The organism is Vibrio sp. 9-16B-A1, assembly GCF_056726165.1.
In genome coordinates this window covers 77,530-91,883 of record NZ_JBSDZD010000018.1, presented here as the reverse complement: position 1 = coordinate 91,883, position 14,354 = coordinate 77,530, and the positions used below count along the sequence as shown (strand labels likewise).

The 14,354-nt window shown below is 55.5% G+C and carries 12 protein-coding genes; 4 read left to right on the top strand and 8 right to left on the bottom strand.

The genetic code is table 11. The features are described 5' to 3' along the window. Positions 1 to 229: 229 nt before the first annotated feature. Together envZ and ompR are read right to left on the bottom strand one after the other, a co-directional pair. The gene (envZ, locus tag ACVB80_RS21935; RefSeq protein ID WP_481083426.1) at positions 230 to 1,534 is read right to left on the bottom strand and encodes a two-component system sensor histidine kinase EnvZ; all 1,305 of its coding nucleotides are present in this window, start codon (positions 1,532 to 1,534) and stop codon (positions 230 to 232) included. A gap of 311 nt (positions 1,535 to 1,845) precedes the next feature. Further along, entirely contained in the window at positions 1,846 to 2,565 is a 720-nt protein-coding gene (gene ompR, locus ACVB80_RS21930) for an osmolarity response regulator transcription factor OmpR (protein ID WP_481083422.1), read from the bottom strand. Between the two features lie 186 nt (positions 2,566 to 2,751). Between ompR and greB the strand changes: the two genes are divergently transcribed. Beyond that, entirely contained in the window at positions 2,752 to 3,231 is a 480-nt protein-coding gene (gene greB, locus ACVB80_RS21925) for a transcription elongation factor GreB (protein WP_481083421.1), read from the top strand. 58 nt (positions 3,232 to 3,289) lie between these two features. Here the strand turns inward: greB and ACVB80_RS21920 are convergent, their stop codons facing one another. Further along, on the bottom strand, positions 3,290 to 5,143 hold the full coding sequence (locus ACVB80_RS21920; protein ID WP_481083420.1) for an ATP-dependent zinc protease family protein: 1,854 nt from the start codon (positions 5,141 to 5,143) through the stop codon (positions 3,290 to 3,292). Positions 5,144 to 5,359: 216 nt separating this feature from the next. Here ACVB80_RS21920 and ACVB80_RS21915 point away from each other — a divergent pair, with 216 nt between their 5' ends. Next, positions 5,360 to 7,666 carry a Tex family protein gene (locus ACVB80_RS21915; protein WP_481083419.1) on the top strand — a complete coding sequence of 769 codons (2,307 nt, stop codon included), beginning with the start codon at positions 5,360 to 5,362 and terminating at the stop codon, positions 7,664 to 7,666. Between the two features lie 66 nt (positions 7,667 to 7,732). On the opposite strand, the gene ACVB80_RS21910 is transcribed toward ACVB80_RS21915, so the two are convergent. The 4 genes from ACVB80_RS21910 to bioH form a co-directional block, all read right to left on the bottom strand. Beyond that, positions 7,733 to 9,502 carry a bifunctional glycosyltransferase family 4 protein/polysaccharide deacetylase gene (locus ACVB80_RS21910; RefSeq protein WP_481083418.1) on the bottom strand — a complete coding sequence of 590 codons (1,770 nt, stop codon included), beginning with the start codon at positions 9,500 to 9,502 and terminating at the stop codon, positions 7,733 to 7,735. Beyond that, positions 9,499 to 10,221, bottom strand: a complete 723-nt coding sequence (locus tag ACVB80_RS21905) for a 3-deoxy-D-manno-octulosonic acid kinase (protein ID WP_481083417.1) — start codon at positions 10,219 to 10,221, stop codon at positions 9,499 to 9,501. Before ACVB80_RS21905 ends, ACVB80_RS21910 begins: the two co-directional genes overlap by 4 nt. 305 nt (positions 10,222 to 10,526) lie before the next feature. Continuing rightward, entirely contained in the window at positions 10,527 to 10,988 is a 462-nt protein-coding gene (locus ACVB80_RS21900; protein ID WP_481083416.1) for an ATP-dependent Lon protease, read from the bottom strand. A gap of 96 nt (positions 10,989 to 11,084) precedes the next feature. Further along, complete coding sequence (gene bioH, locus ACVB80_RS21895) at positions 11,085 to 11,852, bottom strand: pimeloyl-ACP methyl ester esterase BioH (protein ID WP_481083415.1); 768 nt, start codon at positions 11,850 to 11,852, stop codon at positions 11,085 to 11,087. A gap of 90 nt (positions 11,853 to 11,942) precedes the next feature. Between bioH and ACVB80_RS21890 the strand changes: the two genes are divergently transcribed. Beyond that, a complete protein-coding gene (locus ACVB80_RS21890) occupies positions 11,943 to 12,638 on the top strand; it encodes a ComF family protein (RefSeq protein WP_481083414.1) in 696 nt (231 codons plus the stop codon). 84 nt (positions 12,639 to 12,722) lie between these two features. After that, a complete protein-coding gene (nfuA, locus tag ACVB80_RS21885; protein WP_481083413.1) occupies positions 12,723 to 13,310 on the top strand; it encodes a Fe-S biogenesis protein NfuA in 588 nt (195 codons plus the stop codon). 218 nt (positions 13,311 to 13,528) lie between these two features. Here the strand turns inward: nfuA and cysQ are convergent, their stop codons facing one another. Continuing rightward, positions 13,529 to 14,347, bottom strand: coding sequence for a 3'(2'),5'-bisphosphate nucleotidase CysQ (gene cysQ / locus ACVB80_RS21880; RefSeq protein WP_481083412.1), 819 nt, complete (start codon positions 14,345 to 14,347; stop codon positions 13,529 to 13,531). Positions 14,348 to 14,354: the final 7 nt, after the last annotated feature.

Sequence of the window (14,354 nt, the reverse complement as noted above, 5' to 3'; positions counted from 1 at the left end):
GGCGCTGGGCGCTGGGCGCTGGGCGCTGGGCGCTGGGCGCTGGGCGCTGGGCGCTGGGCGCTGGGCGCTGGGCGCTGGGCGCTGGGCGCTGGGCGCTGGGCGCTGGGCGCTGGGCGCTGGGCGCTGGGCGCTGCAAGATGTTTTCAACGCACGAGCCGTACGTCAACAAATTTCACTGCAGATCCCACTGACCTCGCAGTGCTCTCCCCAGAGCCGAGAGCCCAGGGCCTCAGCTTCGCAGCTTCACTGGAAAACTGATCTGCACTTTCAGTCCACCCTGACTGCGGTTATTTACCGACAGCGCGCCGTGGTGCTGGCCGACAATACGCTTCACTATCGCCAGCCCAAGACCGGTTCCCTCTGAGCCACGGGCAGTATCGCCGCGGGTAAAAGGCTGGAATAGCTTGCTCAGCTGGGAGCGCTCTATTCCCGGGCCGTTATCCTCCACACAAACCCATGCAAGTTTGTTATCGGCGGTAGTACCCGTGCTGACTTTTACCCAGCCGTTTCCGTAGCGAATCGCATTCACCACCAGATTACTGACCGCCCGTTTGATCGCTATCGGGTTGCCGGCCACCGGGTGTTTAAGCTTAGCCAGATCCTGTTCGACCTGGAGCTCATAGCCCCCCTCCGAGCTAGCAACCTCACCAGCCACTTCATTAAGGCACACCGCCTCGAAACTGTCGGTATCGACCGGTTTAAGGTAGTCCATAAACTGGCTGATGATCTCGTTACACTCCTCGGTGTCGTTGATCATACTCTCAGCCAGATACCGGTCTTCCGGCGACATCATTTCTGTCGCCAGCCGGATACGGGTCAGCGGGGTGCGCAGGTCATGGCTCACCCCGGCCATCAGCAGGGCACGGTCTTCCTCCAGTTCCTGAATGCCTTTTGACATCTGGTTAAACGCTTTGGCCACCGCGATGATTTCACTCGCCCCGCGCTCAGGGATTTCAGGCGGGATCTCTCCCCGCCCCACTTTTTTAGCCGCACTTTCCAGCGACATCAGCGGCCGGTTCTGGATCCGGATAAACAGCCAGCCACCAAACACGATCAGCAGCGCACCTATCAGACTGTTGCGAAACAGCGGAGTAAAATCATCCTGCTGCAACTCAGAAAGCGGTATCCGTATTAATGACCCGGGCAGCGCGTCTATCTTCATCCACAGCACATAACTCTCTTCCCCCAGCGCCAGCCACACCAGGGTCGGCGAGCCGATCGCATCGGTCATCTGCTCACTCATCAGGTCTATGGTGGTCGCTTTTTTCAGCTCCGCGGTCGCCGCATCTTCCGGGGCATGAACACTCACCCCCAGTTGCTCCAGCAGGCGACGTCTCAGCAGCGCTGACGCTCCCTCTTCCTGAGGCGTATCGTCCAGAATAATATTGATTTCATACGCGAGAATACGGTTGAACTGCTGCAGGCTGGGCACCAGTGCGTAATTAAACACCGCATAGTAGGAAAAGACCTGACTGGCGAGCAGCAGGGTCAGAAACAGAAAGATGCTTTGGGTACGGGAACTTCGAAGACGCAGGCGCATAAAAGACCTCGGTCGGAGGGTTGAGGGAAATTAATCGGAAGTATAGGGGATAATGGGGTCCTGGGTCCTGGGTCCTGGGTCCTGGGTCCTGGGTCCTGGGTCCTGGGTCCTGGGTCCTGGGTCCTGGGTCCTGGGTCCTGGGTCCTGGGTCCTGGGTCCTGGGTCCTGGGTCCTGGGTCCTGCAAGCAGGCTCATTCATACTACCTTTGCCGTCAAGTCAGAACTTCCACTTGATCAAAGCAGTTTCAACAAACTCCCCAATACCCAGGACCAATAAGCGAAGCGCCCAAGGACCTAAATAATCTTTACGCCTCTTTCCCATCCGGCACAAACACATACCCCAGTCCCCATACGGTCTGGATATAGCGCGGGCGGCTTGGGTCATCTTCCAGCATGCGGCGCAGGCGGGAGATCTGTACGTCAATGGAGCGTTCCATCGCCGAGTACTCACGGCCGCGGGCCATGTTCATCAGCTTATCGCGCGACATAGGTTCACGGGCGTTGGTTACCAGCGCTTTCAGTACCGCAAACTCACCGGATGTGAGCGGCATTGGCTCATCACCACGGAACATCTCGCGGGTTCCCAGGTTCAGGCGGAACTCACCAAAGGTCACTTCTTTGTCTTCGGTACTCGGTGCTCCTGGGGCTTCCACGCTCTGACGACGCAGTACCGCACGGATACGGGCCAGCAACTCACGCGGGTTAAACGGTTTTGGCAGATAGTCGTCTGCACCCACTTCCAGACCAACGATACGGTCAATCTCATCACCTTTGGCGGTCAGCATCAGAATCGGCAGCATGTTGTTAGCGTTACGCAGACGACGGCAAATAGAGAGGCCATCTTCGCCCGGCAACATCAGGTCCAGCACCATCAGGTGGAAGGTTTCCCGGGTTAATAAGCGGTCCATCTGTTCACTGTTGGCGACACTGCGCACCTGAAATCCCTGCTCAGACAGATAACGCTCCAGCAGCGAGCGCAGCCGCGCGTCATCATCAACAACCAGAATCTTGTAGTTTTCTTGCATCTGTCATTACCTGCCAAATAGAATAGCGAGACTAAAATGTAACACTAGTTGCCGGTATCACGGACAAATAATTGTTAACGTTTATTTCTTTTTTACCGTGCCGATCACGCCAGGCGACAAACCTTGTCAGCCTTAGTCTTATATTGGTATAACCTGCTGCTAAAGACAAAAATTACACCCAGCCTTATGAGAACCAATTACATCACCCGGGAAGGCTTTAACCGCCTGAAAAAAGAGCTCGATTTTCTGTGGAAAGAAGAGCGCCCTGAAGTCACCAAAAAAGTGACCTGGGCCGCCAGTCTGGGCGACCGCTCAGAAAACGCAGACTACCAGTACAATAAGAAACGCCTGCGCGAAATCGACCGCCGGGTCCGTTACCTGCGTAAACGCCTTGAGCAGGTGACCGTGGTTGATTACGCCCCTCAACAGGAAGGCAAAGTATTCTTCGGAGCCTGGGTAGAGATTGAGAACGACGCCGGTGAAGTGAAGAAGTTTCGCATCGTCGGCCCCGATGAAATCTACGGTGGGGTGAAAGACTATATCTCTGTCGACTCACCAATGGCGCGCGCGCTGCTCAAAAAAGAGGTCGATGATGAGTTCGTGGTGCGCACTCCGGACGGGGAAAAAGAGTGGTTTTTAAACAGTATTGACTACCAGAAAGAGTGATACGCACCAACAGAAAAAAGGGGCCGGCTGGCCCCTTTTGTATTTCTGTACAAAGAGATTACTTCTCTTCGGTCAGAATAAAGGTCCCGTCGCTGCTCACCACCAGCCCGTGGCGCAGGAAGTTCCGGCCAAGGATCATGCTGTAGCGAAAGCGCGAGCGGTCTTTCAGGTTCACCCGGATGGTCGCTTTGACTTTACCAAGGCGTACCTCCACCTCAATCACCGGGCGGTCGAAATTCTTTTCTCCGGCTTTGGCTTTTACGCTTATCTCGTCCACCACCGGTTTCTCCAGCACTTTCTCTGCGCCATCGCTGTTGCGATAGGTAAAGCGCACCATTGGCTTGCCGTCTTTTTCAAAACGCTGAATGTTTTCTGCACTCATTGAGCTCATATCGGCGCCGGTATCCAGCTTCACCGGAAAGCTCATCCCTTCCACCTGGGCCTGCTCGATATAACCCGCCTTAAATACCGGCTGAGGCGTCAGCAGTTCCACGGCGCGGGTATTGATCACCACGCCATTTTTATCAAAGCTGCGCCCAATCACGAAGCGCGGCTGAGTTTCATCATCCAGCGACTCCAGTGCAAACTCTTTCCACTGGCGCTCACCGTTATAAACAAACTCTCCTTCCACCACCGGACGGCGGTTTTCTCCCACCTGCAGCATGCGCTTAACCGGTTTGGTGATTTTTCGGTTACCCAGCACATAGCTGACTTCATCTTTGCGCTCGTCGTACTCGTACTCCGCCACTTCCAGTAATGACGTTTTCACCCCGGGTACCGGCTCAGCAGGAAGTCTTACTTCATCAAGGGTCAGGGTTTCCTGCGGAGACACAAGCAGTGCATTGTGCTTTTTCTGCCATTCACCAAACCCGGCTGTTTTCTTACCGGACAGGGCCTTCTCATTCATTACTGTCACAAACAATTCACTCTGGCTGCGCAGCCCCAGTCTCAACTGAGTACTGCTGTCAGAACGGTCATCAGGATAAACCAGTACCTGCTTCACTTCGTTATCAGCGACTTTCAGCGGCACATACACCAGTGGCTTTTTGTTTCCGCTCACCGGCAGCATGCGCACCAGCGGCAGGTTCATGGCTTTGGTTTTGTGTTTGCGGCCAACCAGGTCAAACTGCACCCGGTCTCCTTTCACTTTGATATTGCGCGCATTCAGGCTGCTGTAATTCGCCGACTGAGACAGGCTGATATCCACATCCACCCCGTCGACAGTGCCGCTGTCGCTGCGGCCAATCAGGGTTGCCTGCGGCAGGGACTGAAGATAGTCGTACCCGGCCATCACCCAGGCGTGATCACGCAGATAGGTTTTACCTATAAGGATCGGAGTCGAGAACTGGCTGCGGTTGGTCAGATTCACTTCCGTTTTTGCGGTTTCTCCGGCAATGGTCAGCTCCAGCTTAACCACCGGACGATAAATTGGCTCTTCACTGGTACGACTGCGGATAACGCTCATCCTCGCCAGCGGACGCTCCAGTTCAATCGCTTCACCGGTCACCGGGTTGTGGATGGTAAAACGCACCACGCCGCGGATATCGAGCTCAGGAGAAGTATCATAAGGCTGCTTCCACAGACTGCCCTCTTCAAACGCCCCCAGGTCATCCACAATCTGTTTCATCAGGGCTTTATCTTTCATGCCCTTATATTTGGGGTGGCGACTGAATACATGCACTTCTTCAGCGTGAACCGAGGTGGTATCTGCACCGGTATCGATCTTGGCCGCAAAAGGCACTCCCTTCAGCTCCTCAATACCCGTGTAGTAAGCATTCTCTGTCCTGCCCAGCACTATCTGGCTGTCCAGTTCATAAGCCGGATGTGAAGTGCTGAAGCCCGCACTGTGAGCCGGAACGCTTACCAGACCTGCGACAGAAAACGCAGCCAGAGCCAGCAAAAGTGGTTTCATAAAAGTACCCTGAAGTTAAACCGTTACGGATTTGAAACGCAAAAGCGACGTAAGTTTCACACCAGCCAGGGATTTAACCTGAACCTGACGTCTGCCTGAAGAGTTCATTGTAGCTATTCATATCAGACAATTGCAGCAACGATAAGCAATGGCATTGCAAAACCTGCCCGATGTCCCCATCTTAACGACAAACCCGAATAAAAGAGAACACCACGGATGACCCAGGCTATCTGTCAAACCATTGCTCACGAACTCAGCGTTCGTACTGAGCAGGTCCTTGCTGCTGTAAACCTGATTGATGAAGGTAATACGGTTCCCTTTATTGCCCGTTACCGGAAAGAAGTAACCGGCGGGCTGGATGATACCCAGCTGCGTAACCTGGACAGCCGCCTGTCCTACCTGCGCGAGATGGATGACCGTCGTCAGACGATCCTGAAATCCATCTCCGATCAGGGCAAACTGACGCCGGAACTGGAAAAAGAGATCAATCAGGCCGACAGCAAAACCAGACTGGAAGACCTCTACCTGCCGTACAAGCCGAAGCGCCGCACCAAAGGCCAGATCGCGATTGAAGCAGGTCTTGAGCCACTGGCCGATATCCTGTGGCAACACCCGCAAACTGACCCGGAAAGCGAAGCCGCGAAGTTCATCAGTGCTGATAAAGGCATCGCAGACAATAAAGCCGCCCTCGACGGTGCCCGCGCTATCGTGATGGAGCGCATTGCCGAAGACGCTAACCTGCTGGAAAAAATCCGGATTTACCTGAACAAACACGCCGAACTGAGTGCCCGCGTGGTAAGCGGCCAGGAGCAGGCTGGTGAGAAGTTTAAAGACTATTTTGAGCACGATGAGCCGATCAGCCGGGTGCCGTCTCACCGCGCCCTTGCCATGCTGCGTGGCCGTAACGAAGGCTTCCTGCAACTGAGCCTGAATGCTGATCCTGCACAGGAAGAGGGCGTGCGCCAGTCTTACTGTGAAACCCTGATCGCACAGCACTACGGTATCCACCTGAGCGAAGCACCGGCAGATGGCTGGCGTAAGCAGGTGATCAGCTGGGCATGGCGGATCAAAGTCTCCATGCACATGGAAACCGAGCTGATGGCGGCGCTGAAAGAGAAAGCCGAGACCGAAGCGATTGAGGTGTTTGCCACCAACCTGAAAGACCTGCTGATGGCAGCGCCGGCTGGTCCGCGCGCGACGCTGGGGCTGGATCCGGGTCTGCGCACCGGCACCAAAGTAGCGGTCGTCGACAGTACCGGTAAAGTGCTGGCAACCGACACCATCTACCCGCACCCGCCACAGAAAAAATACGACCAGGCTGCAGAGGTGATCGCCCGTCTGTGTAAGCAGCACAACGTTGACCTGATCGCCATCGGTAACGGCACCGCTTCGCGTGAAACCGATGCATTTGCCGCAGACGTTATCAAACGTGGCGGACTCAAAGCGCAGAAAATCATGGTCAGTGAAGCCGGCGCTTCGGTTTACTCTGCCTCCGAGCTGGCGGCGAAAGAGTTCCCGAACCTGGACGTTTCGCTGCGTGGCGCCGTTTCGATTGCCCGCCGTCTGCAGGACCCGCTGGCTGAACTGGTGAAGATCGACCCGAAATCCATCGGTGTCGGCCAGTACCAGCATGACGTCAGCCAGACCATGCTGGCCAAACGCCTGGATGCCGTCGTGGAAGACTGTGTAAACGCCGTTGGCGTAGATGTAAACACCGCTTCTCCGGCCCTGCTGACCCGGGTCGCAGGTCTGTCTGCTACTCTGGCGCAAAACATTGTCGACTACCGCGATGAGAATGGCCGCTTTGAAGCTCGCACCACGCTGAAGAAAGTCGCCCGTCTGGGACCAAAAGCATTCGAACAGTGCGCCGGCTTCCTGCGGATCATGGACGGCAAGAATCCACTTGATGCCTCATCGGTGCACCCGGAAGCCTACCCGGTAGTAAAAACCATTGCAGAGAAGAACAGCAAGCAGGTCAAATCGATGATCGGCGACAGCAGCTTCCTCAAAGGACTGAAAGCCATCGACTACACCGATGACACTTTTGGTCTGCCAACCGTGACAGACATCATCAAAGAGCTGGACAAACCTGGCCGCGACCCGCGCCCGGAGTTTAAGACCGCAACTTTCGCCGAAGGCGTCAATACCATGAACGACCTGGAGCCGGGCATGGTGCTTGAAGGCGTAGTGTCCAACGTGGCCAACTTCGGTGCCTTTGTCGATATCGGCGTCCACCAGGACGGGCTGGTGCACATTTCTGCCCTTACCGACCGCTATGTTGCTGACCCGCGTGAAGTGGTAAAAGCAGGTGATATCGTCAAAGTGAAAGTGATGGAAGTCGACGTGGCGCGTAAGCGTATCGGCCTCTCCATGCGTTTAAACGACGAGCCAGGCCAGGAGAGCCGCAGCCAGCGTGCGCCAAAGCGTGAACAAAACCGCGCACCACGCCATAAAGAGCAGCCATCTCAGGGCGCGATGGGCGGTGCGTTTGCCGCTGCATTTGCTAATGCGAAGAAGCGCTAAACCCAGCTGAACGATAAAAGAAAAAGCCCCGGAAGTTGAAGTCCGGGGCTTTGTTTTATCACTGATTTATCGCTTCGCACGTCTGAAAGTGTAGTTGCCGCGCACCTTGCGCCAGAAACCAAATACATCGGTACGCGGGAAAATCGCAATCCGGCGGATCTGAAACTGGTCCTCATGCATCGCCAGCGGACCTGAGTCCGTCGCAACCACATACTTATAACCGGCGTCTTTAGCCAGTTGTTTGGTGCGTTCATCGTGGTCGCCATAAGGATAAGCAAAAGAGAGCAGCGGCTTACCCAGCAGGCCTTCAAGCTGGCGCTTGTTTTCTTCAATCTCGTGCTTCTGCGCTTCTTCAGACAATGCTGACAGCTTAGGATGAGAAAGAGTATGCCCGCCAATTTCAACATGACCGGAATCCGCCAGCGCTTTGACCTGCTCCAGGCTCATCAGGGACACCTTCGTATCAGGCTCTGCCACACCCTCGACATCCCAGCGGTTATAAGTTTCGCCGGTCACCACATACACTACCGCTTTATAACCGTATTTTTTAAGGACAGGCAACATCAGCTCCAGGTTGTCGGCATAGCCGTCATCCACGGTCAGCATAATATACTTTTTGCCCGGAGCCAGACGATCGATCAGGCGGCTCTTATTCAGATCTTCAAACGTCAGCGTCTCGTAACCCAGCTTTTTCAGCATCGCCAGATGCTTATCGAACATTGCGATATCGATATAGGTTCCGTTCACCCCTTTACCGGATTCATCGCTGATAAAGCGGTGATACATCACTACCGGCACCTCTTTCTGACGGCGGTGAACAACCACACTCTGGTAGATCTGTTCGAGCTGACTCACCACATTGGTCAGCTCATAGTTCTGACGTATTGTTTCCGTCACCGCTTCTGAGCAGTGCGGCTGACTCAGGCCCTTTTCAACGATGCCCGCGATCTGGCTAAAATCGATATCAAGGTCAACCGGGCCAATGTCACCAAAGTTAGTCGCCATTGCCGTATCAACATTGCTTTCATCGACGATACCGACACACTTCGCTTCGCCCACCGCCAGAGTCGGTCTGCCGCACAGCAGTGACTCCATCGCCACCCGGCCTGCGCCAATCACCAGATCCGACTGGGCCAGCACCGCTGGTACGTCGTTAGTGTAACCTGTGAACTCCACCGACTCCCTGAAACGCTCAAAGCGGGAATTAAATTCCGTCCCCGTCACAACTTTAATATGGTAGCGCTCTGAGTCCAGACACTCATCCAACAGGCGGTAACACAGGTCGCCTTTCGGGCCACTCAAACGCCCTATGATGGTGATAACCGGCTTGCTGTTTTGGGGCGATGCGGTACGTTTGAAGTCTTCGGTATGAATGCCGTTACGGCTGATCTGCATGGCCTCTGCCGGTACTTCCAGTTCGCTTTCCAGCTGACTGAAGATCGCCTCACACACCGGCAGAGCCTTGTCGCCCATGGCGTGAAAGCGCTTACGGGAAGCGTGAACAGGCTGACGACCATGCACAGTTGAAACCATAGGTGTACCCGTCAGCTTACAGGCAATATGACAGCTCCAGCTCGACGCACGCGAGTGAGCGTGTACCAGCTGGATATTGTGCTTTTTAATAAGATAAATCAGATAGCCAACGTGCCAAAAACGGCGGAACACGCTGCGTTTATTAAACGCCAGCCTGAAGTAATCCCCTTTATGCGGTTTGGTCAGGGTATCGGAAACATAAGTTACATTATGTCCCCGGGCTGTCAGCTCATCCCCCACAGTCGTGGCGTACACCTCTGCACCGGTGACTTCCAATTGCGACAAGGCCATCAAAATGTTCATACGCTTCTCTTTGTCTCTTGCTGATAGCCATCCATCAATGCCTGCCACTCTTCGGGCTGCCACCGGATAGCCCGCTTGGCTAACTCTTTATTAAACGAACGCAGCAGGCGGTCCAGATTCCCCTGCTGCCAGTCAGTGCCGCCCTGGCGGCGGCACTTGTCAAAATCGATAATCCATACCACGTTCTCGCTGTCGAGCAGGATGTTGTGGATGTTCAGATCGGTATGGTTCACACCGGCATTATGCATTTTGCGGATCTGCTGACCAATCGCGACATAGCGCTCTTCCGGCAGCGAATGGCTTTGCAGTATATCCACCAGGTCCTGAGCTCCCGGAACCTTCTCAGTCAGGATATCGGCCTGATAGCAGACGGTACGTTTCACCGCCCGGGCAGCCACCGGGCGCGGTACGTTGACCCCGGCTTCTCTCAGGTGGCTGAGCAGCGCCAGTTCCTGGTAGCAGCGGGTCTGCTCCCAGCCAGCAAACCAGTAGTGATCTTTAACCAGCCGGCCAAACAGGCCTCCGCGGCGGTAATGGCGAAGCGCTGCCCCGGCAGATTCCAGCTGCACAAACCAGGTTGTACCGCGCCCGGTGGCGCTGCCGGTCACCCTGCCTGCCTGCTGCCAGTACTCCGGCTCAAAATGCTCTGCCGCCGCCTGTGGCAACAGCTCAGGATCAAACCAGATGGTCTGCTTGTCTTGTTGAATGGTCTGGAACATGACGTCTGTAAATTCAGGATATTGGATGCATTGTAGCGGAAGGGGTGGGCAGGTTCTAGGTTACCAGGCTCTGGGCTCTGGGCTCTGGGCTCTGGGCTCTGGGCTCTGGGCTCTGGGCTCTGGGCTCTGGGCTCTGGGCTCTGGGCTCTGGGCTCTGGGCTCTGGGCTCTGGGCTCTGGGCTCTGGGCTCTGGGCTCTGCAAGCTTTATGCATTTCTGAGTTTGGTCAACAAATAACATTAATTTGTTTTCACCTGACTTTCAGCGTGCCTGCCCAGTACCCCGCGCCCAGCGCCGAGGGCCTTATTAAGTCACCGCAATCACCTCCGATGGACTGTGTGGTGCGACCGAGTGGCCATAGTGGTATTTAATCACCGTACGCCTTTGGGCCATCTGGCCTTCACTCAGCGCCTGCTCCAACACCTTCTTTGGCAGGCGGAAACGTATGGTGTATCCCATTCCCTGTTTTTTGCTGTAGGTTTGCAGTGCGAGAAGCTCAAACATACGTTCAAGTACATCTTTGGCCTCTGCTGTTGCTTCCCCTTCAGTGTGTTCCAGGTCGTATTCCGGATATTCATCCCCTTCCCAGGCGGCCCGCTTACGCCGTTTCTCCTCCAGCGTCGCCTGGCGCTCCGCACTGGATTTGGTCAGGTGTACCGTCGGGGTCACCGGCTCGCGGACTTTATTATCCCGGGCCACTTGCTCGGTTTGCACGTTTACCGACGGCGCGATCAGCGGAATGCTGGCACTGGTCGGGTTCACTATCATGACAAACCTCCTCGATAAGCAGATTTTCACCGGAAAAACTCCCGGATGATGGCAGCTTACCGGCTGCCTATATGCTATATCGGCACTATCACTGTTTTATTTATAGCCAAATTGCACAATTTGCGCACAAAATTTATCCGGTTCAGTCATAAAGGGGGCGTGAGAAGAGTCCTGAAAGGTGAACTGCTCGCTCTGGGGGTGCAGGGTATCCACATCTGAAGCCACTTTCACCGGCACCAGTCCATCAAGGCGGCCATAAAGGCGGAGCAACGGCATCTTCAGCTCTTCAAGGCGGTGCCTGAGATCCACATCTGCCAGCATTTTCAGCCCGCGCATCAGAGCCTCGGGCGCCGGCATTGGCCGCGACAACACTGCCTGTTTCAGCTGGCGCACATCCTGCCGCGCAGTCGGGCTGCCCATCGCCTGAAGGGCCATAAAGCGCTCAATGGTCTTCTCAAAGTCCTCCATCAGCTGACCGGTAAACGCATCCAGCACCTGTGGCTGGATCCCCCGCCACGGACGCTCAGCCGCGAACTTTGGCGAACTGGCGACCGTCACCAGCTTGCTGACCCGCTGCGGATGATGCAGCGCCGCCCACGTGGCCACCAGTCCACCCAGTGACCAGCCAAGCCAGATCGCTTTCTGTGGTGCCTGGGCCATGATCTTCTCCGCCATCGCCTGAATATCATCACAGGCAAGATGATTACTGTGACCGTAGCCCGGCATATCCACGCAGTGAACAGTAAAGTGCTCACTCAGCAGATCGGCCACCTGATGCCAGATGGCGCCATTCATACCCCAGCCATGCAGCAACACCAGATCGGCACCACTTCCCTGAGTATGCCAGTAAAGCGAAGCGCTCATTTTCATCCTTCCTTAATTCATACTAATTTCAGCCAACTAACGACTGGCGGGCTGGCACACTGACCCAACTCCCGTCAGCCTGAAAGCAATATGTGGTTTAAACCATTACCTTTGCCCTACTTTAACCCAATCTGCGGACTGTGTGGTCTGAAGATTGACCCGGCCAAACCCGGGCCATGGTGCCAGTATTGCAGACAGTTGCTTCTGCCGGAGCCACACTGCCGGCGTTGTGGACTGGCAACGCCCGGCAATCAGGAGCATTGCGGTGTCTGTCTCAAGCAGCCACCACCCTGGCGACACCTTTATCACCTCGGCGCTTACCGGCCACCACTGAGCAGCCTGATTCACCAGCTCAAGTTTCATCATCAGTTCTGGCAGGCCGACTTTCTCGCCCCGCTGCTGGCAAAACAAATTACCGGCCCTGCGCCGGTACTTATCTCTGTTCCGCTGCACTGGCAGCGCTTTCTCAGGCGTGGCTATAACCAGAGCGACCGGCTTGCCAGGGCGCTGGCCCGCGAGATGCCCGGCAGTCACTATCAGCCCGGCGTATTTCGCCGAACCCGGCCAACACCGTCCCAGCGCAACCTGAGTAAACAGGCGCGCCAAACCAACCTGCGTAACGCATTCAGACTGGTCTCCCCACCACATGTCCGCCACGTCGCCCTGGTCGATGATGTGGTTACCACCGGCAGTACGCTGCGGCAATTATGCCAATTACTGCTTGAAGTCGGGGTAGAAACCATTGATATTTATTGCTTAAGCAGAACTCCTGAACCAGGCGACTGACAGACCGGCACTAAAAAGCTGGATCAATCGCCACGCAGGAGTAAAATAAAGCTAATAGTTTACAAAAAAAGTCAGGTATTCGTCGTGTCAAATCCAATTACTATCTCTGAGAGTGCCCAGGCGCACTTTGCCAAGCTTCTGGAACAACAGCCGGAAGGCACCAATATTCGCGTTTTCGTGGTCAACCCTGGCACACCAAACGCTGAGTGTGGCGTTTCTTACTGTCCGCCGGAAGCCGTGGAAGCGACGGATACTGAGTTCCCGTTCGAACCTTTCTCTGCTTACATCGATGAGCTGAGCCTGCCATTTCTGGAAGACGCAGAAATCGACTACGTGACAGACAAAATGGGTTCTCAGCTGACCCTGAAAGCCCCGAACGCCAAAATGCGCAAAGTGGCGGATGACGCCCCTCTGGCCGAGCGCGTTGAATACGCTATCCAGACCCAGGTAAACCCGCAACTGGCCGGTCACGGCGGTCACGTGAGCCTGGTTGAGATCACCGAAGACGGTATCGCCCTGGTGGCATTCGGCGGCGGCTGTAATGGCTGTTCAATGGTAGACGTGACCCTGAAAGAAGGTATCGAGAAAGAACTTCTGCAGCAGTTTGAAGGCGAACTGACCGCTGTGCGTGATGCGACTGAGCACGCGCGTGGGGAGCATTCGTACTATTAAATAGTTGGGCGCTGGGCGCTGGGCGCTGGGCGCTGGGCGCTGGGCGCTGGGCGCTGGGCGCTGGGCGCTGGGCGCTGGGCGCTGGGCGCTGCAAGATTGTTTGACCTCTCCGGTCTGGCGTCAATAAAAAAAGCGCTGAGTGTTTTGAAAAACTCTCAGCGCTCTCAACCCAGAGCCCAGGGCCAAGAGCCCCGAGCCAAAAACCGCAACAGCGGTTTTTATTTTTCCACCAATATCCTCTCCCAAGGCAACTCCGCATCCCCCAAAACAATAAAGTTCGGGTTTTCCAGGGTTTCGCGCTCGTTGTAGGAAAGCGGCTCAAGTTGGGTGCTCAGGATCTTTCCGCCCGCTTCAGACACAATGCACTGGGTGGCGGCGGTGTCCCATTCTCCGGTCGGGCCGAGGCGTACGTAACAGTCCACTGCACCTTCTGCGACCAGGCAGGCTTTGAGTGAAGCCGAGCCCAGCGGTACCAGGTCATAGTTCCACTCTGGCGACATACGCCGGGTCAGTGAATTGATGTTCTGACGGCGGCTGATCGCAATCGACAGGCTGTCACTCTTCTCAGTATGGCGGTGGGTTTCAATCGCAATGCGCTCACCTGGCTGTGGCATTTTCCATGCGCCTTTGCCATGGCAGGCATAGTAAGTCACCCCCGATACCGGCGCGTACACCACACCCATCACCGGCTGATTGTTGTGTACCAGGGCAATGATAGTCGCGAAGTCCCCGCTGCGGGCGATAAATTCCTGAGTACCGTCAAGCGGATCCACCAGCCAGTAGGTCGGCCATTTAGCCCGTTCGGCAAGGCTGATATCCGCCGCCTCCTCTGACAGAACCGGAATATCCGGCGTCAGGGCACTGAGTTCACGGTCGATCAGCTTATGGGCCGCCAGGTCTGCACTGGTGACCGGCGTTTGATCGGACTTGGTGAACTCCTGATAGTCTTTGTTCTGGTAAATTTCCAGGATCAGCTGACCGGCGGAGCGGGCCACCCGGACAGCGTCATCCAACAGATACGAAAAATCCTGCGCCATAATACTT

What these genes read in the sequence shown, in the direction of transcription:
- ompR (WP_481083422.1), bottom strand. Translation starts at nt 2,565, where the DNA reads ATGCAAGAAAACTACAAGATTCTGGTTGTTGATGATGACGCGCGGCTG.
- greB (WP_481083421.1), top strand. Translation starts at nt 2,752, where the DNA reads ATGAGAACCAATTACATCACCCGGGAAGGCTTTAACCGCCTGAAAAAA.
- ACVB80_RS21920 (WP_481083420.1), bottom strand. Translation starts at nt 5,143, where the DNA reads ATGAAACCACTTTTGCTGGCTCTGGCTGCGTTTTCTGTCGCAGGTCTG.
- ACVB80_RS21915 (WP_481083419.1), top strand. Translation starts at nt 5,360, where the DNA reads ATGACCCAGGCTATCTGTCAAACCATTGCTCACGAACTCAGCGTTCGT.
- ACVB80_RS21910 (WP_481083418.1), bottom strand. Translation starts at nt 9,502, where the DNA reads ATGAACATTTTGATGGCCTTGTCGCAATTGGAAGTCACCGGTGCAGAG.
- ACVB80_RS21905 (WP_481083417.1), bottom strand. Translation starts at nt 10,221, where the DNA reads ATGTTCCAGACCATTCAACAAGACAAGCAGACCATCTGGTTTGATCCT.
- ACVB80_RS21900 (WP_481083416.1), bottom strand. Translation starts at nt 10,988, where the DNA reads ATGATAGTGAACCCGACCAGTGCCAGCATTCCGCTGATCGCGCCGTCG.
- bioH (WP_481083415.1), bottom strand. Translation starts at nt 11,852, where the DNA reads ATGAGCGCTTCGCTTTACTGGCATACTCAGGGAAGTGGTGCCGATCTG.
- ACVB80_RS21890 (WP_481083414.1), top strand. Translation starts at nt 11,943, where the DNA reads ATGTGGTTTAAACCATTACCTTTGCCCTACTTTAACCCAATCTGCGGA.
- cysQ (WP_481083412.1), bottom strand. Translation starts at nt 14,347, where the DNA reads ATGGCGCAGGATTTTTCGTATCTGTTGGATGACGCTGTCCGGGTGGCC.